The organism is Mycolicibacter icosiumassiliensis (genome assembly GCF_900078685.2).
Classification (GTDB): Bacteria; Actinomycetota; Actinomycetes; order Mycobacteriales; family Mycobacteriaceae; genus Mycobacterium; species Mycobacterium icosiumassiliensis.
This window is the reverse complement of sequence record NZ_LT546166.1, coordinates 3,100,872-3,124,557: the sequence shown is the minus strand read 5'-3', so window position 1 is coordinate 3,124,557 and position 23,686 is coordinate 3,100,872. Positions and strand designations below refer to the sequence as shown.

The 23,686-nt window shown below is 67.2% G+C and carries 18 protein-coding genes and 4 pseudogenes; 8 read left to right on the top strand and 14 right to left on the bottom strand.

Annotated elements, in window-relative coordinates; translation table 11 throughout:
* Positions 1-30: 30 nt before the first annotated feature.
* The 4 genes and pseudogenes from BN4346_RS49100 to panB all read right to left on the bottom strand — a co-directional run bounded on the left by BN4346_RS49100 (position 31) and on the right by panB (position 4,586).
* The gene (locus BN4346_RS49100; protein WP_235653666.1) at positions 31-687 is read right to left on the bottom strand and encodes a zinc-ribbon domain-containing protein; all 657 of its coding nucleotides are present in this window, start codon (positions 685-687) and stop codon (positions 31-33) included.
* A gap of 27 nt (positions 688-714) precedes the next feature.
* Positions 715-2,127: pseudogene (locus BN4346_RS49970) on the bottom strand (zinc-ribbon domain-containing protein); the annotation flags it as partial.
* A 170-nt stretch (positions 2,128-2,297) separates the two neighbouring features.
* A complete protein-coding gene (locus BN4346_RS38820; protein ID WP_067974082.1) occupies positions 2,298-3,704 on the bottom strand; it encodes a CYTH and CHAD domain-containing protein in 1,407 nt (468 codons plus the stop codon).
* Between the two features lie 42 nt (positions 3,705-3,746).
* Positions 3,747-4,586, bottom strand: coding sequence for a 3-methyl-2-oxobutanoate hydroxymethyltransferase (panB, locus tag BN4346_RS38815; protein WP_067974079.1), 840 nt, complete (start codon positions 4,584-4,586; stop codon positions 3,747-3,749).
* 192 nt (positions 4,587-4,778) lie between these two features.
* On the opposite strand from panB, the gene BN4346_RS38810 reads away from it, so the two are divergent.
* The 4 genes and pseudogenes from BN4346_RS38810 (at position 4,779) to BN4346_RS38795 (ending at position 11,317) form a co-directional block, all read left to right on the top strand.
* Positions 4,779-6,320: an alpha/beta hydrolase gene (locus tag BN4346_RS38810; protein WP_067974076.1), complete on the top strand. Its 1,542-nt coding sequence runs from the start codon at positions 4,779-4,781 to the stop codon at positions 6,318-6,320.
* Between the two features lie 20 nt (positions 6,321-6,340).
* Positions 6,341-7,681, top strand: a complete 1,341-nt coding sequence (gene glnA / locus BN4346_RS38805; RefSeq protein ID WP_067974074.1) for a type I glutamate--ammonia ligase — start codon at positions 6,341-6,343, stop codon at positions 7,679-7,681.
* Positions 7,672-10,657: pseudogene (locus BN4346_RS38800) on the top strand (bifunctional [glutamine synthetase] adenylyltransferase/[glutamine synthetase]-adenylyl-L-tyrosine phosphorylase). Before glnA (BN4346_RS38805) ends, BN4346_RS38800 begins: the two are co-directional and overlap by 10 nt.
* Positions 10,658-10,669: 12 nt before the next feature.
* Complete coding sequence (locus tag BN4346_RS38795; RefSeq protein ID WP_067974071.1) at positions 10,670-11,317, top strand: PaaI family thioesterase; 648 nt, start codon at positions 10,670-10,672, stop codon at positions 11,315-11,317.
* 17 nt (positions 11,318-11,334) lie between these two features.
* Here BN4346_RS38795 and BN4346_RS38790 read toward each other — a convergent pair whose 3' ends face one another.
* Positions 11,335-12,732 (bottom strand): PE-PPE domain-containing protein, encoded by a 1,398-nt coding sequence (locus tag BN4346_RS38790; RefSeq protein ID WP_067974067.1) that lies wholly within the window; start codon positions 12,730-12,732, stop codon positions 11,335-11,337.
* 424 nt (positions 12,733-13,156) lie between these two features.
* Between BN4346_RS38790 and BN4346_RS49965 the strand changes: the two genes are divergently transcribed.
* Positions 13,157-13,468, top strand: a complete 312-nt coding sequence (locus BN4346_RS49965; protein ID WP_407695095.1) for a CopG family ribbon-helix-helix protein — start codon at positions 13,157-13,159, stop codon at positions 13,466-13,468.
* A gap of 38 nt (positions 13,469-13,506) precedes the next feature.
* Here the strand turns inward: BN4346_RS49965 and glnA (BN4346_RS38785) are convergent, their stop codons facing one another.
* A complete protein-coding gene (gene glnA / locus BN4346_RS38785; protein WP_067974063.1) occupies positions 13,507-14,943 on the bottom strand; it encodes a type I glutamate--ammonia ligase in 1,437 nt (478 codons plus the stop codon).
* 123 nt (positions 14,944-15,066) lie between these two features.
* Between glnA (BN4346_RS38785) and BN4346_RS38780 the strand changes: the two genes are divergently transcribed.
* The gene (locus BN4346_RS38780) at positions 15,067-15,537 is read left to right on the top strand and encodes an RDD family protein (protein ID WP_078058710.1); all 471 of its coding nucleotides are present in this window, start codon (positions 15,067-15,069) and stop codon (positions 15,535-15,537) included.
* Between the two features lie 88 nt (positions 15,538-15,625).
* Here the strand turns inward: BN4346_RS38780 and BN4346_RS38775 are convergent, their stop codons facing one another.
* From BN4346_RS38775 to BN4346_RS49090, 6 genes and pseudogenes are all read right to left on the bottom strand, one after another.
* A complete protein-coding gene (locus tag BN4346_RS38775; RefSeq protein WP_067974058.1) occupies positions 15,626-16,378 on the bottom strand; it encodes a DUF4191 domain-containing protein in 753 nt (250 codons plus the stop codon).
* 47 nt (positions 16,379-16,425) lie between these two features.
* Positions 16,426-17,382, bottom strand: a complete 957-nt coding sequence (locus BN4346_RS38770; RefSeq protein WP_067974056.1) for a lipoyl synthase — start codon at positions 17,380-17,382, stop codon at positions 16,426-16,428.
* Complete coding sequence (gene lipB, locus BN4346_RS38765) at positions 17,379-18,074, bottom strand: lipoyl(octanoyl) transferase LipB (RefSeq protein WP_067974053.1); 696 nt, start codon at positions 18,072-18,074, stop codon at positions 17,379-17,381. Before lipB ends, BN4346_RS38770 begins: the two co-directional genes overlap by 4 nt.
* A 27-nt stretch (positions 18,075-18,101) precedes the next feature.
* Positions 18,102-19,010 (bottom strand): TIGR01777 family oxidoreductase, encoded by a 909-nt coding sequence (locus tag BN4346_RS38760; RefSeq protein ID WP_067974049.1) that lies wholly within the window; start codon positions 19,008-19,010, stop codon positions 18,102-18,104.
* Positions 19,011-19,054: 44 nt separating this feature from the next.
* On the bottom strand, positions 19,055-19,186 hold the full coding sequence (locus BN4346_RS49095) for a 2-oxo acid dehydrogenase subunit E2 (RefSeq protein WP_235653755.1): 132 nt from the start codon (positions 19,184-19,186) through the stop codon (positions 19,055-19,057).
* Positions 19,187-19,201: 15 nt separating this feature from the next.
* Positions 19,202-19,456, bottom strand: a pseudogene (locus BN4346_RS49090) (biotin/lipoyl-containing protein); the annotation flags it as partial.
* Positions 19,457-19,778: 322 nt separating this feature from the next.
* Here BN4346_RS49090 and BN4346_RS38750 point away from each other — a divergent pair.
* A complete protein-coding gene (locus BN4346_RS38750; protein WP_235653665.1) occupies positions 19,779-20,597 on the top strand; it encodes a hypothetical protein in 819 nt (272 codons plus the stop codon).
* Positions 20,598-20,608: 11 nt separating this feature from the next.
* Here BN4346_RS38750 and BN4346_RS38745 read toward each other — a convergent pair.
* Positions 20,609-21,442, bottom strand: a pseudogene (locus BN4346_RS38745) (leucyl aminopeptidase); the annotation flags it as partial.
* Between the two features lie 20 nt (positions 21,443-21,462).
* A complete protein-coding gene (locus tag BN4346_RS38740; RefSeq protein ID WP_067974041.1) occupies positions 21,463-22,551 on the bottom strand; it encodes an adenylate/guanylate cyclase domain-containing protein in 1,089 nt (362 codons plus the stop codon).
* A gap of 32 nt (positions 22,552-22,583) precedes the next feature.
* On the opposite strand from BN4346_RS38740, the gene gcvT reads away from it, so the two are divergent.
* Positions 22,584-23,678, top strand: a complete 1,095-nt coding sequence (gene gcvT / locus BN4346_RS38735; RefSeq protein WP_067974039.1) for a glycine cleavage system aminomethyltransferase GcvT — start codon at positions 22,584-22,586, stop codon at positions 23,676-23,678.
* Positions 23,679-23,686 lie beyond the last annotated feature (8 nt).

Sequence of the window (23,686 nt, the reverse complement as noted above, 5' to 3'; positions counted from 1 at the left end):
AGCTCAGTTGAAGGAGTGGCGCTTTGGACTCTATTTGCAGTGCTTCGAGGATTTTCTTCGACGGCATTTTGGGCATCCGTGCCCTCCGCTCGCCCTGCTGTAGACGTTTGCAGCCCAGCTATGTCCGCAGTCGGGACAGATCCACCAGGGTCGCGCGCCGCTACCTGCCGTCACATCTTCCGGTGTCAGTGCGCCGTTCTTCTGCGGATCCCATTGCGCCGCAAGGTCAGGGTGAAGGGTCGCGAGTGACTTGTCGATCCGTCGCCGCTTGATGTACGCGGACACGTCGCTGTTGTCCCACGGTCCGTCTGTCGTGAGGTAGCTGTCATATTCGGGCGGGTTGAAGCCGAGACTTCTTAGTTTCGTGAGGACAGCCTTCGCCCGCGCGACTTCACTCGAATGGAGCGCTACTACGACGTCGTGTTGGCTGATCGCAGGCAAGTCTTCGCGCACGCGGATCACGGTCCAGCCTTGCTCCTCAAGGAGTCTCGTCTTGCGACCGTCCTTCTCAAAACTGTCCGGCATCTTGTGAAATCTGTTTCCGTCAAACTCGATTATCACGTTCCAAGCCGAACACACCATGTCGCACTGCAGCACCCGGCCGGATGCTTCGTGAAGAACTTCGTAATTTGGGTCGATAGGTACACCGGCGGCGAGAAGTTCATGTCGCAGCCGTATCTCCTCCACGCTTGTTCCCCAGAGCGTGCACTTTGGGCACCCCCGAGCTTTGCGCCGATTGTTGATCATGGCCTGCCACTCGTGACGTCTGTCGCAGAGCCACCAAACCGTCTGACCGCTATTGGCCGAGACGGCCGAAGCAGTTAGAGCGCCATTCCGGCTGGGATGCCACTGTGCGGCCAACTCAGGATCTAGCTCGGCGAGGGACTGTCGCGGTTCCGCGGTTCCGAAGTCAACAGCTCGCTGTCGATCGGCGCAAGAGCGGCATCCGTGACCGGCTGAACGGCTGTAAATGGCCGCTTTCCACTCGTTGCCGCACGCCGAGCATTGCCACCACGCTTTGTGACGGCTTTTCGCTGCGACCTGATCGGGTGCCAATGGTGCGTTGCGTGTCGAGTGCCATTCCGCAGCTAGGGAGGGGAACTTTTCGGCGAGTGAGCCTTCGGGTCTAGGTGTGGCATTCGCGCGCCCGGCTCGATGCCGACCGCATCGTGGGCAACCGGCACCGCCGCTGCCGCGACTCTGGATGATCGCATCCCATTCGTGTCCGCACGCGCGGCATAGCCACCAGGCTCGGCGATTGCTTGCTCGGGCAACCTTTTCGGGAGATATCCCGCCGTTGCGTGTCGGGTGCCATTCGGCGGCAGCATCGGGAAATCGCTCAGCGAAGGAATCGCCGGGCTGCGGCGATCCCCTCGTCACCTTGGTTGACGCCGACTGGGGTTTCACGGCGCCGGAGGGGTAGGAGCGGCCTCGGAGCGCTTGGCCCCGCGCCGCGTAGGCGCATGGCGGACACCTCGCCCCTTTTGCCCGGTTGCCGACAGAAGCCGCCCATTCATTCCCGCAGTCCGGGCACAACCACCAGGCTTTGTCTTTCCTTGAGAATGCGACATCTGCCGGTGTCAGGTCGCCATTACGCGTCGGATGCCACTCCGCGGCAACCGAAGGATTTCTATCGGCAAGCGAGTTGCCCGGCTTTGGTACAGCCATGGCTCGGTTTGCGCATTTCTTGCACGCCGACCCGGCAGCGCGGTTCGAGATTGCTACCTGCCACTCGTTGTGGCAGGTGCGACATAGCCACCACACCCGCTTATTGCTTGCGTAGCCGACGTTGACTGGTATCAGCTCGCCGTTCAATGTTGGATGCCACTCGGCAGCTATCCCGGGGAACTTCTCGGCCAAGGACTCACCTGGGCTTGGGGCGCCCTTCGCCTTTCCTGCGGCGATGCGCCCGCACGCGGGACAGCCGTGGCCACTGCGGGTGCGACTGTTGACCCGGGCCTGCCACCTGTGCTCACACTTTGCGCAGATCCAGGCGGCCCGCCACCGGCTACCTGGAGTGATCATTGCCGCTGTCAGCGGCTCGTTCGCCTCTTGGTCCCACTCGCTGGCGACTTCGGGATACAAGGCCGCAAGCGAGCCTGCGCCGCTCGTTGGCTTGGTTGTCATGGGCAATCCGACTTCGCTGCGGGAGTTCGGGTGGTTCTCGTCTGTAGACCTGCAGGCCCGATCACATCACGGCCATACGGTGATTCGACCGAATCTTCCACAGTGCAGAGCACAATTTGCAAGAACAGAACGTGCGGGGGATTTTTCCGACTTACGGGCAAACTCGAGCCTCACTGAACGGCCCGGTCAAGCTCGCGCAGCGCGGGCCGCAACGCCGCGCGGCTGCGCGCGGCGAGGTCGACCTCACGGGCATACAGCAGACCGTAGGTGAAGGTGTCCTGGCCGGCGGCCGCCGCGACGTCGGCCTGTTGCAGCAGATGCGCCCGGCTGACCACGCTGTCCTGGTGCTCGCCCAGCAGGGTCTGAATCGTCTTCGCCCGCTGGGCGATCTTCTTCTTGTTCGCTGCTGCGGCGGCGTAGCGCAGCCGCTTGGCGGCCTTGCGGATCCGGTGCAACGCCGCGTCGCGGTCGGCGGCCGTCGTGGCGGCCTTGACCGCCTTGCGCAGCCGCCGGTAGGCGATCTCTACGGTGGCGTACCGCTCGGCGGCCGGCGCGCTGACCAGATCGTCGAGGCCGTCGAGCAGCCGGAAGTACCGCGGGGAGCGCATCGCGGCCAGGCTGCGCCGTCGCCCCGACTGGTAGCGGCGCAGCGAACCGTCGACCAGCCGTTCGCGCACCGGCCCGCGGACCAGCTCCGGCGCCAGCTCGTCGAGCGCCTGCTGATAGCGCTGGGCCAGGACCTCGGCGTCGCGGGCGACACCCAGCATCGCACCCAATTCCTGCAGTTCGCCGAGCAGCGGGGCGTGGGCCGCTTCCTGGCCGTGCAACAGGCTGCGAATCCGTCGGATCGTCACCCGCATCTGGTGAACCGCGTCGTCGGCGTCGGCGCGCACCGCGCGATCGGCGAGCAGCAGCTGCTCGATCTGCTCGGCCAGTGCCCGATGCAGGCGATCGGTCGGGTGCGGGGGCACCGCCGGCGCGCCGAGCACCCTGGCCAGTTTGGAGCCGTAGCCCGCCGGCGCCGCGCCGGTGTCGAGCAGCCGGTTGCTCAGCCGGTCCAGCAGCTCGAGGTCCCCGCAGCCCAGCTCCAGTTCCCATTCCCGCCAGTGCTGTTCGGCGTCATTGTCGGCCGACGCGGTGACCTGGTCGTCGCAGAACTCGGCCAGCACCTCACCCCGATCGTCGCGCAGCACCACCACGCCGCGGGCGGTACGGATCTGTGCAACCGGTGCCAGCGCCCGATCCCGCACGATCGCCCTCACCACGTCGAGCAGTTCGTCCGGAAGCTCCGGGCCCAGGGGTGCGCGCACCTCGGTGCGAGTCTCCGGCCCGGCAGGAAGTTTCAGGTGCCAGCCGGCGTCGGGACCGCCGGTGCGTCGGCGCAAGGTGATCCGGTGGGCCGCCAGGTCGTGCCCGGGTGTATCGAAGTACACGGCCGCAAGATCCTGTGCCGGCAACTGCTCAACGCGGGCGACCCCGGCGATGCCGTCGAAGGACGGCCAGATCGCCGACGCGTCAACGTCGAACTTGCGTTCCACCTCGCGAAACCGAGAGGTTTTCGGATCGGTTGCCGACACGGCGTCCAGCCTGTCACATCCAGGCCGCCCGGACAGTGGGTTCTAGAAGCAGTGCTCCTCAGCGGGGAACGTTCCCGCCGCCACCTCGGTGGCGTACTGCTCTGCGGCGCGGCGCAATTCAGCGCCCACGTTGCCGAAGCGCTTGACGAATCGGGCGGTTTTACCGGTGGTCATCCCGGCCATGTCCTGCCACACCAGAACTTGGGCGTCGCAGTTGGGCCCGGCGCCGATCCCGACCGTGGGAATGGTCAGCTTTCCGGTGATCTGGGTGGCCAGCTCGGCGGGCACCATCTCCATCACCACCGCGAATGCACCGGCTTCGGCTACCGCGATCGCGTCGTGAATGGTCTGCTCGGCGGCGTCACCGCGTCCCTGCACCCGGTAGCCACCGAGGGTATTGACGCTCTGCGGGGTGAACCCGATGTGCGCCATTACCGGGATGCCGGCTGCGGACAACGTGGCGATCTGGTCGGCCACCCGCTCGCCGCCCTCCAGCTTGACCGCGTGCGCGCCGCCCTCCTTCATGAATCGGGTGGCGGTGGCCAGCGCGGCGCCCGGCCCGGCTTCATAGGAGCCGAACGGCAGGTCGGCGACCACCAGCGCATGTGGGGCGCCGCGCACCACGGCGCGGACCAGCGGAAGCAGCTCGTCGATCGTGATCGCAACGGTGCTGTCGTAGCCGTAGACCACATTGGCCGCCGAGTCGCCGACCAGCAGCACCGGAATACCGGCGTCGTCGAAGATCCGGGCGGAGGAGTAGTCGTAGGCCGTCAGCATCCCCCATTTGCGGCCCTCGTTCTTCATCTGCAGCAGATGATGGACGCGGGTCTGCGGTGCGATGCGGACAGGGTCGGGCGAAGAGCCATAAATGTGCTCAGACATCGTTGTCCCTCGAATTGGTCGGGTCGATCCTCGAAGCCCTAAACCGGGTCCCCGGGTCGTCTGACATGCCCAGTGTGCCACCTGCCAGGGTGCAGCTGAACCTCCCGGTGCAGTGGATTTCCTCACACCGCCACGCGCGCAGCGCAGCGGGTGACCGGGCTTGCGCAGGCGTGCATGGCAGCATGTGGTGTCATGAGCTCGCCGACGCGCCGCGACAGGATGACGCGCACCGCCCTGACCTGCCTCGCGATAGCGATGGTGGCTTTCACCGTCGGCAGCTGCACCCGGATGACGCCGGGCCACGCGGTGCTGGCCGTGCCGCGGGTCGGTCAACCCGTGCAATGGGACAAGTGCCGGTTCACCGCCGACACCAACATCAAAGTGCCCACCGACGCCCAGTGCGGGTTCATCGGGGTTCCGGTGGACTACTCCAAGCCGCAGGGCGCCGTGGCCCGGCTGGCCATGATCCGATTCCCGGCCACCAAGGAGAAGATCGGCTCGCTGGTGATCAACCCCGGCGGGCCGGGGGAGTCCGGAATCGAAACCGCGGTGGGTTTGGTCAGCTCGCTGCCGCGTCAGGTCCGGGAGCAATTCGATCTGGTCGGGTTCGACCCGCGCGGAGTGGCATCGTCGCGGCCGGCGGTCTGGTGCAACTCCGACAAGGAAAACGACCGGCTGCGGGCCTTGAACCAGGTCGACTACAGCCCCGAGGGCGTGGCGCGCATCGAGAGCGAGACCAAGGAATACGTCGCGCGCTGCCTGGACAAGACCGGCAAGGAATTCCTGGCCAACGTCGGCACCGTCAACGTCGCCCGCGACCTCGACGCGATGCGTGCCGCGTTGGGCGACGACAAGTTGACCTATCTCGGCTACTCCTACGGCACCCGGATCGGCGCGGCCTACGCCGAGGCCTACCCGAAGAACGTGCGCGCGATGATCTTGGACGGCGCGGTGGACCCCAATGCCGACCCGATCGAAGAGGACCTGCGCCAAGCGCAGGCCTTCCAGGGCGCGTTCGACGACTTCGCGGCCGACTGTGCCAAAGAAGCCGACTGCCCGTTGGGCACCGACCCGGCCAAAGCCGTCGACGTCTACCACAGCCTGGTCGACCCGCTGGTGGACAAGCCCGCCAAGACTAAGGACCCGCGCGGGCTGAGCTACAGCGACGCGATCGTCGGCACCATCATGGCGCTGTATTCACCGACGTTCTGGACGCACCTCAACGACGGCCTGTCTGATCTGGCTGGCGGCCGCGGCGACATCATGCTGAGCCTGGCCGACCTGTACATGCGCCGTGACGCCAACGGTCACTACACCAACGCCACCGATGCCCGGGTCGCAGTGAACTGCGTCGATCAGCCGCCGGTCACCGACCGCGCCAAGGTGATCGAGGAAGACCGGCGTTCGCGCGAAATGGCACCGTTCATGAGCTACGGAAAGTTCACCGGCGACGCCCCGCTGGGCACCTGCGCCTTCTGGCCGGTGCCGCCGACGACCGAGCCGCATGCCATCTCGGTGCCGGACCTGCCGCCGACGATGGTGGTCTCCACGACCCGCGACCCGGCCACCCCGTACCAAGCCGGTGTGGACTTGGCCAAGCAGCTGGGCGGGGGTCTGCTGACGTTCAACGGAACCCAGCACACGGTGGTGTTTCAGGGCAACGAATGCGTGGACCGATTCGCCGCGCGATACCTGGTCGACGGCACGTTGCCGCCGACCGATGCGAAGTGCTGAGCGCTGATACGCTTCGCGGTATGGACCGTCAGAAGGAGTTTGTGCTCCGCACACTGGAGGAACGCGACATCCGTTTCGTCCGGCTCTGGTTCACCGATGTACTCGGTTATCTGAAGTCTGTTGCGATCGCCCCGGCGGAGCTCGAGGGCGCCTTCGACGAGGGCGTCGGCTTCGACGGTTCGGCCATAGAGGGCTTCGCCCGGGTCTTCGAATCCGACATGGTCGCCCATCCCGATCCGTCCACCTTCCAGCTGCTGCCGTGGACGTCGGATTCCGGCCGGCAGTACTCGGCGCGGATGTTCTGCGACATCACCATGCCGGACGGGTCGCCGGCCTGGGCGTCGTCGCGCCACGTGTTGCGCCGCCAGCTGGCCAAGGCCGGGGAACTGGGTTTCGCCTGCTACGTGCACCCCGAGATCGAGTTCTTCCTGCTGGAGCCCGGACCGTACGACGGGAGCACCCCGGTTCCGGCCGATGACGCGGGCTACTTCGACCAGTCGATCCACGGTTCGGCCGCCAACTTCCGCCGGCACGCGATCGACGCGCTGGAATCGATGGGCATCTCGGTGGAGTACAGCCACCACGAGAACGCACCGGGCCAGCAGGAGATCGACCTGCGCTACGCCGACGCGCTGTCGATGGCCGACAACGTGATGACGTTCCGCTACCTGATCAAAGAGATCGCGCTCAAGGAAGGCGTCCGGGCGTCGTTCATGCCCAAGCCGTTCCGCGAGCACGCCGGTTCGGCCATGCACACCCACATGAGCCTGTTCGAGGGTGAGGTCAACGCCTTCCACAGCCCGGACGACCCGCTGCAGCTGTCCGCCACCGCCAAGTCGTTCATCGCCGGGATCCTCGAGCACGCCAACGAGATCAGCGCCGTCACCAACCAATGGGTCAACTCCTACAAGCGGCTGATCCACGGCGGGGAAGCACCCACCGCGGCGTCCTGGGGCGCCTCCAACCGCTCGGCGTTGGTGCGGGTGCCGATGTACAGCCCGCACAAGACGTCGTCGCGGCGCATCGAGGTCCGCAGCCCGGACTCGGCATGCAACCCCTACCTGGCGTTCGCGGTGCTGTTGGCCGCCGGGCTGCGCGGGGTGGAGCAGGGTTACGAGCTCGGCCCGGAGGCCGAGGACAACGTCTGGGCGCTGACTCCCGAGGAGCGCCGGGCGATGGGCTACCGCGAACTGCCCGGCACCCTGGAGCGCGCGCTGAGCGAGATGGAGAACTCCGAGCTGGTCGCGGAAGCGTTGGGGGAGCAGGTCTTCGATTTCTTCCTGCGTAACAAGCGCCAGGAGTGGGCGAACTACCGCAGCCACGTGACCCCCTACGAGCTGCAGAACTACCTATCGCTGTAAAGCCTCCGACGGTCGTGGCCTATCCCGGAGCGCAGCGCCGCAAGCTGCCCAGCGTCGGGCGCCTCGGCCTGGTCGACCGGTATGCCGCAGCAGACCTGACCGCACTGGGCTGGTACAGCGCGTACACCCAACCGCACGTCGACGTGCTCTGGGCGCTGTCACGCGCTCCCGACGCCGACGTCGCACTGCGCACCCTGGTCCGGCTGTCCGAAACTCCGGGTATCGACTGGGCCGAACTGAGCGCAGCACTCATGGCCGACCGCGGACTGCGCGGACGACTGTTCGCGGTACTGGGATCCTCACTGACGCTGGGCGATCACCTGATCACCCACCCGGACTCCTGGAAGCTGTTGGCCAGTCCGGCCGATTCCGACGACTACACGATCACGCTGCCGTCCGCGGCCGAGCTGCGCGCGATGTTCACCGACTGCGTTGCCGCCACCGCCGACGGCACCTACATCGATCGGCTGCGGTCGCTGTACCGCGACCGGATGCTGGTGCTGGCATCGATGGACCTGGCGCCCACCGTCGAGAACCTGCCGGCCCTACCCCATCTGGCCGACCTGGCCGATGCCGCGCTGGCGGCCGCGCTGCGGGTGGCCGAAATATGCGTCGCCGGCAGCGATGTGACCCCGCCCCGGATTGCCGTGATCGCGATGGGCAAATGCGGTGCGCGGGAACTGAATTACGTCAGCGACGTCGACGTCATCTTCGTCGCCGAGGAGGCCGATGCGGTCAGCACCCGGGTGGCCGGTGAGCTGATGCGGGTGGCCGGCGAGGCGTTCTTCGAGGTAGACGCCGGGTTGCGGCCCGAGGGCCGGCACGGCGCGCTGGTGCGCACCCTGGAATCGCACATCGCCTACTACCAGCGGTGGGCCAAGACGTGGGAGTTTCAGGCGCTGCTCAAGGCGCGCGCGGCGGTCGGTGACGCCGAATTGGGCCGGGCCTACATCGACGCGCTGCTGCCGATGGTCTGGACCGCATGCGAGCGTGAGGATTTCGTCGTCGACGTACAGGCGATGCGCCGCCGGGTGGCCCAACAGGTGCCCGCGGAGTATCGGTCTCGCGAAATCAAGCTGGGCTCTGGAGGACTGCGTGACGTGGAGTTCGCGGTGCAGCTGCTGCAGCTGGTGCACGGCCGCAGTGACGAGTCATTGCATGTGGCATCCACGGTCGATGCACTGGCGGCCTTGGGTGCCGGCGGCTACATCGGCCGGGAGGATTCGGCCGACCTGACCGCGTCTTACGAGTTCCTGCGACTACTGGAACACCGGCTGCAGCTGCAACGGCTCAAACGCACCCATCTGCTCCCGCCGCCAGACGACGACGAGGCACTGCGCTGGCTGGCCCGCGCCGCCCATGTCCGCCCGGACGGCCGGCACGACGCCCTGGGCGTACTTCGCGAAGAGCTCAAAGCCCAGAACCGGCGGGTGTCGCGGCTGCACGCCAAGCTCTTCTACCAGCCGCTGCTGGAGGCGGTCGGCCCGGCGGGACTGGAGCTGGTCGGGGGACTGACCCCCGGAGCCGCGGAACGGCAACTGGCAGCACTCGGTTACGAAGCGCCGCACAACGCTCTGACCCACCTAGGCGCGCTGATCAACCAGAGCGGTCGCCGAGGCCGGGTGCAGGCAGTGCTGCTGCCCAAGCTGCTGTACTGGCTGTCGGACACCCCCAACCCCGACGCGGGGCTGCTGGCCTACCGGCGGCTGAGCGAGGCGATGGCCCAGCAGCGCTGGTATCTGAGCACCCTGCGCGACAGCAGCGCGGTGGCCAAACGGCTGATGCGAGTGCTGGGCACCTCGGCCTACATCCCGGAACTGCTGATGCGCTCACCCGATGTCATCCAGGCCTATGGCGACGGACCGACCGGACCCAAGCTGCTCAACACCGATTCGGACGCGGTGTCGCGGGCGCTGATCGCGTCGGCGGGCCGCCATCCCGACCCGGTGCGCGCGATCGCTTCAGCCCGCAGCCTGCGTCGCCACGAGTTGGCCCGCATCGCCTCGGCGGACCTGCTGGGCATGCTTGACGTCATCGATGTCTGCCGGGCACTGACCGCGGTGTGGGCGGCCGTCTTACAGGCCGCCCTGGACGCGATCGTCCGGGTCAATCTGCCCGGCTCGCCCGACACAGAGCCCCGCGAAGCGCCGGCGCGGATCGCGGTGATCGGCATGGGCCGACTCGGCGGCGGCGAACTCGGCTACGGCTCGGACGCCGACGTCATGTTCGTGTGCGAGGTCAACGAGAAGGCGACCGGCGTGGGCGGTCCGGGCGCTGTTGGGCACCGCCAGCGTCGATCCGCCGCTGCAGGTCGACATCAACCTGCGTCCCGAGGGCCGCAACGGCCCGCCGGTGCGCACACTGGCGTCCTACGCGGCCTACTACGACCAGTGGGCCCAGCCATGGGAGATCCAGGCACTGCTGCGGGCGCACTGCGTCGCCGGCGATACGGGTCTGGGCAGCCGGTTCCTGCGGATGGTCGACGCCACCCGCTATCCGCCCGGCGGGGTTTCCGCCGACGCGGTGCGTGAGATTCGCCGGATCAAGGCGCGCGTCGATGCCGAGCGACTGCCGCGCGGGGCGGACCCCAATACGCACACCAAACTGGGCCGGGGCGGACTAGCCGACGTCGAGTGGACCGTGCAGCTGCTGCAGCTGCGCCACGCCCACCGTGTACCGGCGCTGCACAACACCTCTACGCTGGAAACCCTGGACGCCATCGCCGCTGCTGGGCTACTCGAAGAAGACGAAGTGGACCGGCTCCGGCAGGCCTGGCTGATCGCCACCCGTGCTCGCAACGCGCTGGTGCTGGTTCGTGGCAAACCCACGGACCAACTGCCCGGGCCGGGCCGCGCGCTGAACGCGGTCGCGGTGGCCGCCGGCTGGCCCGGCGGCGACGGCGGTGAGTTCCTGGACAACTACCTCCGGGTGACACGGCGCGCGAAGGTCGTCGCGCGCAACGTGTTCGGAGACTGAAGGAGGACCTCTGTGGTGGATTTCAGGGCTCGCTCGAACGTGCCGACGATCAGCGCCGACGAGAGCGGGCAGCTGGTGGAGCGCTACGGACCGCTCGCCCAGGCGGTCCGCGACCTGATCGACGCCACCATCCGCACCCAGGCCGACGACGCCACGGCCCGCGAGGTGACCGCCCAGGTACAGGAGCTGACCGAGCGGCTTCGTGGCGGAACCCTCAGCGAGTCACCGGGACTGCGCTACGTCGTCGACGGTCGGCCGCTGGCGTGGGGCAACGCCGTGGTGGGGCTGCGCAACCCGATCGCCCCGCCGCTGGTGATCCAGCACGGGGAGAACGGCCACTGCTGGAGCGACTTTCACCTGGGCGCCGCCTACGAGGGCCCCCCGTCGCTGGTCCACGGCGGGGTCAGCGCGCTGGTCCTCGACCATGTGCTCGGTGAGGCGGCCAGCGATGGCCTGACCAAGCCGCTCTACACCGGCACGATCACGGTGAAGTATCTGCGCGGAACACCGCTGGGGCCGTTGCACGCCGAAGCCTCGATCTACCGCAAGGAAGGCGTGAAAACCTACGCCCGCGGCCATATCTCGGACGCCAACGGGGTCACCGTGGAGGCCGACGGGGTCTTCATCACGCCGTCCTGGGCCCGCGACGGGCTCGAGTGACGGCCGCGGCGCGCCCGCTACAACGACATCAAGGCCGACAGCACGCTCAGCACACCGATCCCGATGCCCGCGGTGGCCAGCCCCATGTCGGCGGCGATCGGCATCAGGGCGGCGTTGAGCAGGTCACCGGAGGCCAGCTCCTGCGCGAACAGACTGACGTCATAGGCCGGCAGGGTGGTGAACAGGGCGTTGACCAGGTCGGTGATCGGCAGCAGGGTCGAGTAGAGGGTCGATAGGTCGGCGGAGAACGCGTTCACCCCATCGGTGAAGTCGCCCAGAACCGCCGCGCTGTTGGCCAGGGCGTCGGGCAGGCTCGGCAGCGAGCCCAGATCGTGGATGAAGTCCTGCCAGCCCTGCTGAACCCCGTTGCCCAGCGCCGTGAAGACGTCGCCCAGACCCACATTCGGGAACAACCCGAACGGGGTGGACAGGTCCGCGGGTCCCTGGTCCCAACCGTGTTCGATATTGCCGTAACCCAGGTTGATCAGCACCCGCAGCGCCGGCTGCATCAGATCTGCCAGCGGATCGCCCAGGATGGGAACGGCTCGCAGCAACTCCAGCAACGGCAGGTTCTCGGTGGGAATCATGAAGTAGTCGGTGTTGCCGGCGTAACCGTCGGACACCGGTAGCAGAACGGATTGGGCGATCTGCTCGTCGGAAAGGCCGGTGATACTGCCGTGCACGAAGGCGATGCCCAACACGGCGTTGAGATCGGCCAGGAAGTTGAGCGGATAGCGCGGGAAGTCCGAGAAGCCGTCGTATTCCATGTTGTAGATGGCGGTGTGCCACGGGGTGTCCGAGGGGGTGGCACCGCTGAACGTGACGCCCATGCTCGGGAAGCTCAACGGTGGCAGGCTCGGGTCACCGAAGCGGGACAGCAGACCCCCGTTGGGGTTGCTGGGGTCGACCAGCAGGACGAATGACAGCTGGTCGGCTGTCGGGATCTGATCAGCCGGCAGCGCAAGCAGATTGCGCATCTCCAGCGAGGCGATAGTGGAACTCTGCGAGCCGCCCACCACGACGAGATCGTGGCCCAAGGCGAGCCGGTCCTTGATGGTGGCGTCCAGAATCTGTACGCCCTGGGCCACAGACTGGTCGAGGACCAGCGACTTGACGCCGGTCATCGGGTACAGGCCCTCCGGGGTGAACAGGGGGTGCACCGAGTCGACCGGGAATATCGGCTGGCCGGGGAAGATCGGTGAGGCCGGCATGATGTAGCGCGCGCTGATGGCGTCGATGAGCGCTTGGGAGGGAATCGGAGTACCGCTGCCACCCATGCCCCAGCCCTCGGAGTCGAGCAGGACCACCTGCGCGGAGACCGACTTCGAGCCCTGGGCCGCGATGCTTGCGGGTGGGAAGATTGCGCCAATCAGCAGCGGTGCAACGGCCAGGGGAAGCAACCTGCGATCGGTCATGGGCGTCCCTTTCGTGAAAAGCAGACCCTTTAGCTGGAGAAATACTGATCCGGCGATAAGTTACATCGAATATTTTCTAAGTTCAATCACATATTTTGAGGTTGTGGTAACGCTCGTTACCGGCGCGCTGATTTTGGTATGTGGAGCCCCGTCGGCAAACGTCTGCGGCGCATTCGGTGCGACTGTGGTGAACGAGCGCGTGACCCGGCGTTGTGGCCCATCGGAGAATCAAATAGCCTGTCCACAAACATGTTTCGGAAGGTCTCGAATTCAGCGTCCAGGTTTCCCCGGTTGTGTCGGGGATGGCTAGTGCCGTTTCTTCGACTCCCGGCAAACACACAGAATCACGTGGGTAATTCGCCGTCAGGCGACTTCGTCGTCGGGTGGGTCGGGGTCGGTTCGGAGGAGTTCTTCGGGGTGGTCGGTGCGGGCCGCCGGTCCAGTACGAACCGCGAAGGCGTTCAGCATCGTGGTTGACGTGCGGGCCCTTGATCGACCCTATGGGGTCGCGGTCTGGATACGTTTGACGAATCGGGACGTATGGACCCCGCGCGGCGAACCGAAGGTTTGTGCTTACTTTGCCAAGGGACGCCGGGGTTCCAGCCCGGCACGCACCGTACGACTGCCCGCTGAGTTGAGCAGGCGGTTGGACGCCTATACCTCCGCCGAACACACCACACCCAGCGAGGTCATGCGCCGCGCTCTCGATGAGTACCTCGGACGCATCGGGGCGTGACGGATCGGGTTGTAGCCGATCAAGCCGGTCAGCCCGACTCAGCAGTCGTAGTACAGCGCGAATTCGTACGGGTGCGGCCGGACGCTGATCGGGGTGATCTCGTTGTCACGCTTGTAACGGATCCAGTTCTCGATCAGGTCCGGGGTGAATACGCCGCCCTCGGTGAGGTATTCGTGATCGGCCTCGAGGTTGTCCATCACTTCGGCCAGCGTGGTCGGGGCCTGCGGGATGTCGGCGGCCTCATCCGGCGGCAGCTCGTAGAGGTCCTTGTCCACCGGAGCGGCCGGCTCGATCTTGTTCTTGATGCCGTCGATGCCGGCCATCAACATCGCCGCAAATGCCAGATAGGGGTTGCTGGAGGAGTCCGGGCAACGGAACTCCAGCCGCTTGGCCTTGGGGTTGGTGCCGGTGATCGGGATCCGTACACAGGCCGAACGGTTGCGCTGGCTGTAGACCAGGTTGATCGGGGCCTCGTAGTGCGGCACCAGGCGCTTGAAGGAGTTGATGGTGGGGTTGGTGAACGCCAGCAGCGACGGCGCGTGGTGCAGGATGCCGCCGATGCAGTGGCGTGCGGTGTCAGACAGTCCGGCGTAGCCGGCCTCGTCGTAGAACAGTGGCTGGCCGGCCTTCCACAGAGACAGGTGGACATGCATGCCTGAGCCGTTGTCGCCGAATAGTGGCTTGGGCATGAACGTGACGGTCTTGCCGTTGGCCCAGGCGGTGTTCTTGATGATGTATTTGAACAACATGACGTCGTCGGCGGCATGCAGCAGGGTGTTGAACTTGTAGTTGATCTCCGCCTGCCCACCGGAGCCGCATTCGTGGTGGCCGCGCTCCAAGGTGAAGCCGGCGTTGGCCAGGTTGGTGGTCATGGTGTCGCGCAGGTCGACGTACTGGTCGTTGGGGGCGACGGGGAAGTAGCCGCCCTTGGGGCGGGTCTTGTATCCGCGGTTGGCCCGTCCGCCGGCCTCGGTCGGCGAACCGGTGTTCCACCAACCCGAGTCCGAGTCGACCTCGTAGAAGGTGCCGTTCATCTGCGAGTCGAAGCGCACCGAGTCGAAGATGTAGAACTCGGCTTCGGCGCCGAAGTAGGCGGTGTCGGCAATGCCGGTGCTGGTGAGGTAGTTCTCGGCCTTGCGTGCGATGTTGCGCGGGTCGCGCGAATAGGGCTCGCGGGTGAAGGGGTCGTGGACGAAGAAGTTGAGGTTCAACGTCTTGGCGGCCCGGAACGGATCGATCTGGGCCGTGGAGAAGTCGGGGAGCAGCATCATGTCCGACTCGTGGATGGACTGGAAGCCGCGGATCGAGGATCCGTCGAAGGCCAGCCCGTCTTCGAACACGCTCGCATCCAGCGTGGACGCGGGGATCGACAGATGTTGCATCTGACCGGGCAAGTCGCAGAACTGGATGTCGACGTACTCCACGTTCTCATCGGCGACGAGCTTGAGAATGTCGTCGGCCGTCTTGTCGGTCACAGAAGTGTTCTCCTCCGCTGGTAGCCCCGGTCGGACGCTGAGGTGGCCGGTGCTGACGTTACGCAACCGCGGCTGCACCCGGCGACGCCGGGTCGGATTCGCCGCCCGCCTATCGTAGGGGCCATGAGCCGCACGTTCTCCTCGTGGCTGTCCGGGCCGGAATCTGCCGGACCCAGTCACCCCGACAACGCCCCGGGACAGGGTCTGGGTTTGCCGTCCAGCGGACCTGGTTCCCTGGCTCCGATGGGCCGCCGCATGGTGGCCCTGGCCCTCGACTGGATGGTGGGCTATGGACTGGCCGGCTTGGGCGTGGCCGCGGGCCTGGTGACCCCGGAATACCTGGCGACCGTGGTGCTGGGGATCTGGCTGGTCCTCGGGGTGGCCGCGGTGCGGCTGTTCGGATTCACGCCGGGCCAGTACGCCTGCGGGCTGCGGGTGGTCCCCGTCGACGGCCCCGGCCTGGGCGTGGGCGTCGGTCGCGCCGCGATCCGCGGATTGTTGATCGCGCTGGTGGTCCCGGCCTTGTTCGCCGACGCCGACGGCCGTGGCCTGCAGGACCGGGCCACTGCGACCGCCGTGGTGCGCAGTCGCTGAACCTTGAGCCGCCGCATTGAGTCTGCGTGTACGGCGCAAAAGTGCGAGTAGCCCCCGCCCTCAGCGCAGGTCAACGGGCTGTTTGCAGCTAGCGCCGGCGCACCGCGCGTTGAACGCCACGCACCTTCGCGCCGCCGGGCAACGGGCCCTTGGGCATGGCTGCGGTTCCGGTCCGCGAACCGAGCGCGGCCAGTTTCGACTCCAGCGAATCCATCTGCTTCGTGGTGATGTTGGCCGGCAGTTTGGTCAGGTAACGCTCCAGCTTGGCCAGCGGAACCTCACCGTCGCCGGCGCCCACCACCACGTCATAGATCGGTACGTCACCGACGAGCCGGGCCGTGCGCTTCTTCTCCTGAGCCAGCAGTGGCTTGAGCCGGGCGGGCGAACCTTCGGCGACGAAGATGATGCCCGGACGCCCGATCACCCGATGCACGGCGTCGAGCTGGCCGGTGGCGGACACCCCCGGGGTCACCCGCCACTTGCCGCGCAGGTTGTCCAGCGCCCACGCCGCAGCCCCGGCCTGCCCCTCGGCCTTGAGGTAGACCGACCGTTGAGCTCGCCGGCCGAAGATCACGAACGCCACCAGGGCACCGAGCACCAGGCCGAGCGGAATCGTCGTCACCTTGGCGAACGTGCCGCCATTGAGTGCCAGGGCCGTCGTCACCCCAGCGACCAGCACGAAGGCGCCGACCATGTACGGCACCAGCCGCTTGTCTTCCTTGCGCTGCAGCTGGAAGGCCTGCCACAGCTGCGTGCGGCGCTGCCTGCTGGCGGCCTTGCGGGCGGCTTTCGCTTCCGCCCGAGCAGCCTTGTTCTCGGTGGTGGTGCGCGATCTGGGCATAGCTACCAAGGATACCCAGCGGGGCTTACCGCCAGCCGGGGCGTCAGTCAGCCGTGGGCGGCGGCGGGGGCCTGTTCGCGGCGCGCCCGGTTCTCCAGCGCCTGCTGGTAGAGCCGCCCGGCCCGATACGAGGAGCGCACCAGCGGCCCGGACATCACTCCGGCGAAGCCCAGCTCCTCGGCATAGCGGGCGTGCTCGACGAACTCCTCGGGCTTGACCCATCGGTCGATCGGGTGGTGCCGCTCGGTGGGGCGCAGATACTGGGTGATGGTGACCAGTTCGGCGCCGGCGTCATACAAGTCCGACAGTGCCGCCCGGATCTCTTCGGGCGTCTCGCCCATACCCAGGATGAGGTTGCTCTTGGCCACCAACCCGGCATCACGGGCCTGGGTCAGCACGTCAAGGCTGCGCTGGTAGCTGAATCCGGGCCGGATCAACTTGAAGATGCGCGGCACGGTTTCGACGTTGTGCGCCAGCACTTCCGGGCGAGATTCGAACACTTCGCCCAAGAGGTCGGGCCGTCCGCCGAAGTCGGGGATCAACAGTTCGACACCCGTGGATGGGTTGAGGGCCTTGATGGCACGCACCGTCTCGGCGTAGAGCCAGGATCCCTGATCGGGCAGATCGTCGCGGGCGACACCGGTGACCGTCGAATACCGCAGGCCCATGGTTTGCACGCTCTCGGCGACGCGGCGCGGCTCGTCGCGGTCCAGCTCGGGGGGCTTGCCCGACTTGATGAGACAGAACGAACAGTTGCGGGTACAGACCTCGCCGCCGATCAGGAAGGTGGCCTCCCGGTCTTCCCAACACTCGTAGATGTTGGGGCAGCCGGCCTCCTCGCACACCGTGTGGAGCTTTTCCTGCTTCACCAAAACCTTGAGCTGGGTGTAGCTGGGCCCCATCCGGGCGCGGGTCTTGATCCACGGGGGTTTGCGTTCGATCGGAGTTTCGGCGTTGCGTGCTTCGGCACGGCTTAACCTACGGCCTTCCGGGGCGGCGCTCACCTGGTCGATGTTACGCGCGGGCCGGAATGCTCGCGCACCGGCAGCACCCCGTCGAGAGCATCGACGACTGCATTGGCCACGGCCTGCCGGACATCCTCGACGCCGGTCGCAAAGCCCAGCTCCGCCGACAGTGATGTCACTCCCGCGTCGGTGATCCCGCACGGCACAATCGAGCCGAACGCACTGAGATCACAATCACAATTGAGCGCGAACCCATGCAATGTGGTAGCGCGGGCCACGCGGACGCCGATCGCGGCGACCTTGCGGGCGGGCCGGCCGCCGCCCGGCGGCAGCCATACCCCGGATCTGCCATCTATCCGAACCGTATTGAGGCCCAACGTGTTACACACCTCGATAAGGGATTCTTCAAGGCGTCGAACGTAATTCACGACGTCCAAGGGTTCGGCGAGGCCGATCACCGGATAGCCCACCAGTTGGCCGGGACCGTGCCAGGTGATCTTGCCGCCTCGGTCGGTGTCGACCACCGGGGTGCCGTCCATCGGACGCTCCTGCGGCTCGGTGCGACGTCCGGCGGTATAGACCGGGGGATGCTCCAACATCAGCAGAGTGTCCGGGCCGCCGGCCGCCCTGGCCTCGGCCAGCTCGCGTTGCAGTTGCCAGGCGTCGCCATAGTCGACGGTGCCCAGCTGGCGCACCTCGATCGGAGTGGTGCTGGAGCGGATGGACACCATGTTCGCAGGCTACTCGGCGCGGTGTGGCTACAGCGGGGTCGGCCGGGAGGTGGCGTAGGCCAGGGCCTCGCCGACGGTGTGGTGTTGAAACCGGAAGCCGGCCTGCTCCAACACGGCGGGAATGGCTCGTTGGCCGGTGAGGAGGCTGTCGGCGAACTCGCCGAGCCCGGCACGGAACGCGAAAGCGGGAAGCAGCATCGGGGTCGGGCGGTTGACGGCGCGTCCCAGTGCGGCGGTGAACTCGGCGTTGGTCACCGGTGCCGGCCCGGTCAGATTCACCGGGCCGGACAACGTGTCATGGGAGATCGCGAACAGCAGTGCTCGCACCTCGTCCTCCAGGCTGATCCACGACATGTACTGGCGGCCGTTGCCGATCCGGGCGCCGAGTCCCAGGGAGAACAGCGGACGCAACCGGCCAACGGCGCCGCCGGACCGCGACAGCACGATACCGGTGCGGGCCAGCACCACACGGGCGCCCGAGGCTTGGGCGGATGCGGTTGCCGCCTCCCAGTCCTCGGCGAGTTGAGCCAGGAAACCTGCTCCTGCCGAAGCGGACTCGTCGACCGTGCGGTTGCCGGTGTCACCGTAATAGCCCACCCCGCTGGCATTGACCAGCACCGGCACGCCGGCCTGGGCGACCGCGGCCGACAACACCTCGGTCGGGGTGATCCGGCTGTCGCGCAGGCTCTGCTTGAACGCTCCCGACCAGCGGCGGTCGCCGAGGCTGACGCCGCACAGGTTGACCACTGCGTCGACCCCGGCCAGTGCGCCGACGTCGATGTCACCGGCCTCGGGATCCCATTGCAGCTCGCCGGCGTTGGCCGGCGTCCGCCGCACAATCCGCAGCACCTGGTGATCGTCGGCGCGCAACGCCGAGACCAGAGCCGAGCCGATCAGCCCGGACGAGCCGGCGATTGCGACGATGGGATTGCTCACAGCTGAATCCTCTTGCAGCTCTTCGGAAAATCCCCCGGCGTCCGTTAGAGGCCCAGGTCTGCCTCGAACGCACCTTCTTCCAGCCGGTTCTTGATCGTGGTCACGAACCGCCCCGCGTCGGCACCGTCGATCAAACGGTGGTCGTAGGTCAGCGGCAGGTAGGAGATCGAACGCACGCCGATCGACGACGGGGCCCCGGCGCTGTCACCTGCCTCGCCGATCAAGGCCAGCTCACCGCCGACCTCGACCGTGGTGTCCTCGCCGGCGATGATCTTGGTCAGCACACCGGCCACCGGCGACGGGATCTCGGTGTCGACCTTGTCGGTGGAGACCTCCAGGAGCGGCTCGTCGACCTCGACGGTGTCGCCTTCCTGCTTGAGCCAGCGGGTCACCGTTCCCTCGGTGACGCTCTCACCGAGGGCGGGCATCTGGACTGAGAAGGCCATCGTTGTTGACTCCTCGCTCGATCGGTCGCTGCACGTCGTTTCCTGGATACCACGTCAGTGGTGGGGCGAGGGCGGTGCCCAGGTGGACTGTCGAAAACCATCCTGTCATTGCGGTCTCGCCGGCACACATCGAGGTGGCGGTCGAACGGCTCGCGAGGCCGTCGGGTATGGCGGACTGCGCAGTCCGCCAAAGCGCTACCGCGGCCGCTGCAGCGTCACTACTATCTCGCGGGTGCCCGCTGAGCAGATCGCCGCAGCCTGTGAGCTGTGGACCGGCTTCGACGTATCCATCGTGGCCCGCAACTATGCCCAACTAGCCGGTTTGCTGGCCGGTTTCGCGTTCGTCGTCATCAATCTGGTGCTCGATCGTGCGTATCGGCGTCGCAGCGACGGTCATTCGCCGGACCCGCGCGAAGTCGAGCACGAGACCCTGACCGGGGTCGCGCTGATGAACGCATTTCTGGGGCTGTTCCTGACGGCGGTGCAATACAGTCTGCTCGCCGGCGAGCAGGGATGTGCGGTCAGTAGCGGCCGGGCCGCATCCGCAGAACTGTTGGGCGGCATATCATTTGTGGCCTCGCTCTACATTCTGCTGTACGCCATCGTGCAATTCGTGTCGGGCAGCGCCGGGACACTGATCAAACATTGCGTGTTCATCGTGGCGGTCCTGGTCCCGCCGATTGCGGTGTTCTTCGTGGAGGCGACGCTGGCGGACCTTGCGGTCTCGCTCGGCGACCCGCAGACGCATCGGCCGTTGCAGCCGCTGTGGGACGACGCCAACCGACTGTCCGTGCCCATCACGGTCGTCATTACCGTCGCGTGTGCGATCGGCTGGTTCCTCGGACGAGCGCGACGGCGTAGCGAATCGCCGATCGGGCCCATGGCCGGGCGCATGCGGGCCGCGTTCCCGTACTTGAGCACCGTCGTGATCATCGCGGCGATCGTTCGCTCGATGGCGGCGCTGCCGAAAACCGATGTCGCGTCCCATCTGGACGCGACGGAATCCTGGTTCTGGGTTGCCGTGTTCGCCGTGCTGATGTTGGTGCTGAGTACGGCGCTGTCCTTTCAACAAGGCGTGGAAAGGCCGCCTCGTTCCGCGCCGACGCCCGAGAGCGTGGAAGCCGCGGAAATCCAAGCCTGACGGCGGGGGGCTTATCCGTTCGCGGCGATGTCCTCCAGCACCGCGAACATGGTGCGGGTCGGCACCCCGGTGCCACCCTTGCCGGTGTAGCCCCAGGCGCCGCCGGAGTTATAGGCCGGTCCCGCGACGTCGATGTGGACCCAGTCGACTCCGTCGGCCACGAACTCACGCAGGTACACCCCGGCGACCAGCATCCCGGCGAAACGCTGACCACTGACGTTGGCCAGGTCGGCCACCGTCGACTTCAGGTCCTCTTTGAGCTCGTCGGGCAGCGGCATCGGCCAGCCGTTCTCGCCGACGGCCTGCGAGATCGACGCCACCCGGTCGCGGAACTCGTCCGAACCCATCACCCCGGGGATGCGCGCGCCCAGCGCCACCGTCTGCGCACCGGTCAGCGTCGAGGTCTCGATCAGATAGTCCGGGTTGTCCTCGCAGGCTCGCACGATCGCGTCGGCCAGGATCAACCGGCCCTCGGCGTCGGTGTTGAGCACCTCGACGGTGGTGCCGCCGTACTGGGTGAGCACATCGCCCGGGCGCTGCGCGGTGGACGACGGCATGTTCTCGGCCATCGGCACGGTCGCGGTCACGTCGATCGGCAGCCCCCGACGGGCGGCCAGCACCACCGTCGCGATCACCGCGGCCGCCCCACCCATGTCGGAGGTCATGTGGTGCATCGAGGCGGCCGGCTTGATCGAGATGCCACCGGTGTCGAAGGTGATGCCCTTGCCGACCAGCGCCACCTTCTTGGCACCGTCCGGGTCATCGAGCAGGCGTGATCCACGGTGGACCAACCGCACCAGACGCGGCGGGCCCGAGGAACCCAGTCCCACCCCCACCACCCCGCCGGTGCTCACAAGCACTCACCCTAACGATCTGGGTCCAGCTGCAGTTCGTATGCCGGAACCGCCTCGTCGAAGCCCTTGAGCATCAACGGTTCCTGCCCGGTAGCGGGCCAGTCGGGCAGTGCTGCGACCACGCTCGCCGAGGCCAGCACCTGGCGGGGGGCGGCGGCATCCACCAGGCGCGCCGCCAGGTTCACCGGGGTGCCGAAATAGTCACCGACCAGCGTCACCACTTCGCCGTGACCGAGGCCGGCGCGCACCTGCAGGCCGGCTTCGCGGGCTTTCGGATGATTGACGAGGTCGACCGCCGCCTTGACGAGCAGCTTCGGTGTCGAGCTCACCCACATCACGGCGTCGCCGATGAACTTGACCACCCGGCCGCCGTCGGCGTGCACCACGTCGGCGACGGTGCCGCCGAACTCGCTGAGCAGCGTAGACAGCTCCGCAGCGGTGAGCACCCGGGTCAGGGCGGTGAAACCGGTCAGGTCGGCGAACCCGACGCCGCACACGATGCTGGCCGACGGCCCGCCGGCCAGCCCTTCGAGGAAGGTCCGGTGGCTGACCTGGTGCTGGCGGTGGACGGCGTCGATCATGGCGCCGATACGCGGGATGTACGCCGCGACCGCTCGCCAGGCCCGGGCGGTGGTCAGTTCGTCTCCGGTGTGTCCCAGCCACATGTCCGGTTGGGTAAGCCGGATCATCGACGACTCGGCCTCGGCCAACCGCGCCATCGTCGCACCCAGCACCCGCAGGAAACCGTCGACGGGCTCTCCGAGCTGCGATCGCATCTGGACCCAGGTGGCCAACCCGTCCACGTCGGCCTGGCTCAGCGCGGGCGCGTCGGGGCTGGGGACACCGAGCCCGAGCATCCGCCAGGCCTGCTGGACGGCGTCGAGCCCGATGCCCAACGCCTCGGCGGCGGTGCGGAACGTGTAGGTGGGCGCACCCGAACGCCCCACCGCGTCACCGGCCAGGCCGAACAACCGGCCCCGGCGCTCGGCATCGGCCATCTCTTCGGCGCTAAAACCCAGGCCGTCGAGGTACTCGACCAGGCCCGCACGGCTCCTGGCGTCGGCGATACCGGCAGCTTCGAGCGCATCCCAATCCACCATTCACACAAGTGTGCCGATTAGGGTGGCTCGACGTGAGCGAACTGCAACACGGACCCCTGGAAGACCGCCATCGCGCCTTGGGCGCCAGCTTCGCCGAGTTCGGCGGGTGGCTGATGCCGGTGTCCTATGCCGGCACCGTCGCCGAGCACACTGCCACCCGCGACACCGTGGGTCTGTTCGACGTCAGCCACCTGGGTAAGGCGACCGTTCGCGGACCGGGTGCCGCGGCCTTCGTCAACGCGACGCTGACCAACGACATGGCCAGGATCGCGCCGGGGCAGGCCCAGTACACGTTGTGCTGCAACGAATCCGGTGGCGTGATCGATGACCTGATTGCCTACTACGTCTCCGACGACGAGATCTTTCTGGTGCCCAACGCCGCCAACACCGCGGCCGTGGTGGCCGTGCTGCAGGAGGTGGCGCCGGCCGGGGTGACGATCACCGACGAACACCGCTCGCGCGCGGTGCTGGCGGTGCAGGGGCCACGATCGGCAGAGGTGCTGGCCGGCCTCGGGCTGCCGACCGAGATGGACTACATGGCGTTCGCCGATGCTGGGTTCGCCGGCGTACCGGTACGGGTGTGCCGGTCCGGCTACACCGGTGAACACGGCTACGAGCTGCTGCCGGCGTGGGAGTCCGCGGGGGTGGTGTTCGACGCATTGGTGGAGGCCGTGCGGCGGATCGGCGGTGAGCCGGCCGGCCTGGGCGCCCGCGACACCCTGCGCACCGAGATGGGCTACGCGCTGCACGGTCACGAACTGTCGCCGACCATCTCGCCGCTACAGGCCCGCTGCGGCTGGGCGATCGGCTGGAAAAAGGAATCGTTCTTCGGCCGCGACGCGCTGCTGGCGGAGAAGGCCGCCGGCCCCGCGCGACTGCTGCGCGGCCTGCGCGCCACGGGTCGGGGAGTGTTGCGTGCCGACCTGGCCGTGCTCGACGGTGACCGCCGGGTCGGGGTCACCACGTCGGGCACGTTCTCCCCGACGCTGAAGGCCGGCATTGCGCTGGCATTGATCGACACCGATGCGGGCATAGAAGATGGTGGACGGCTGGATGTCGACGTGCGCGGCCGCGCCGTCGAATGCGAGGTGGTGACGCCGCCGTTCGTCACGGCAAAAACCCGCTAGCGCACCGG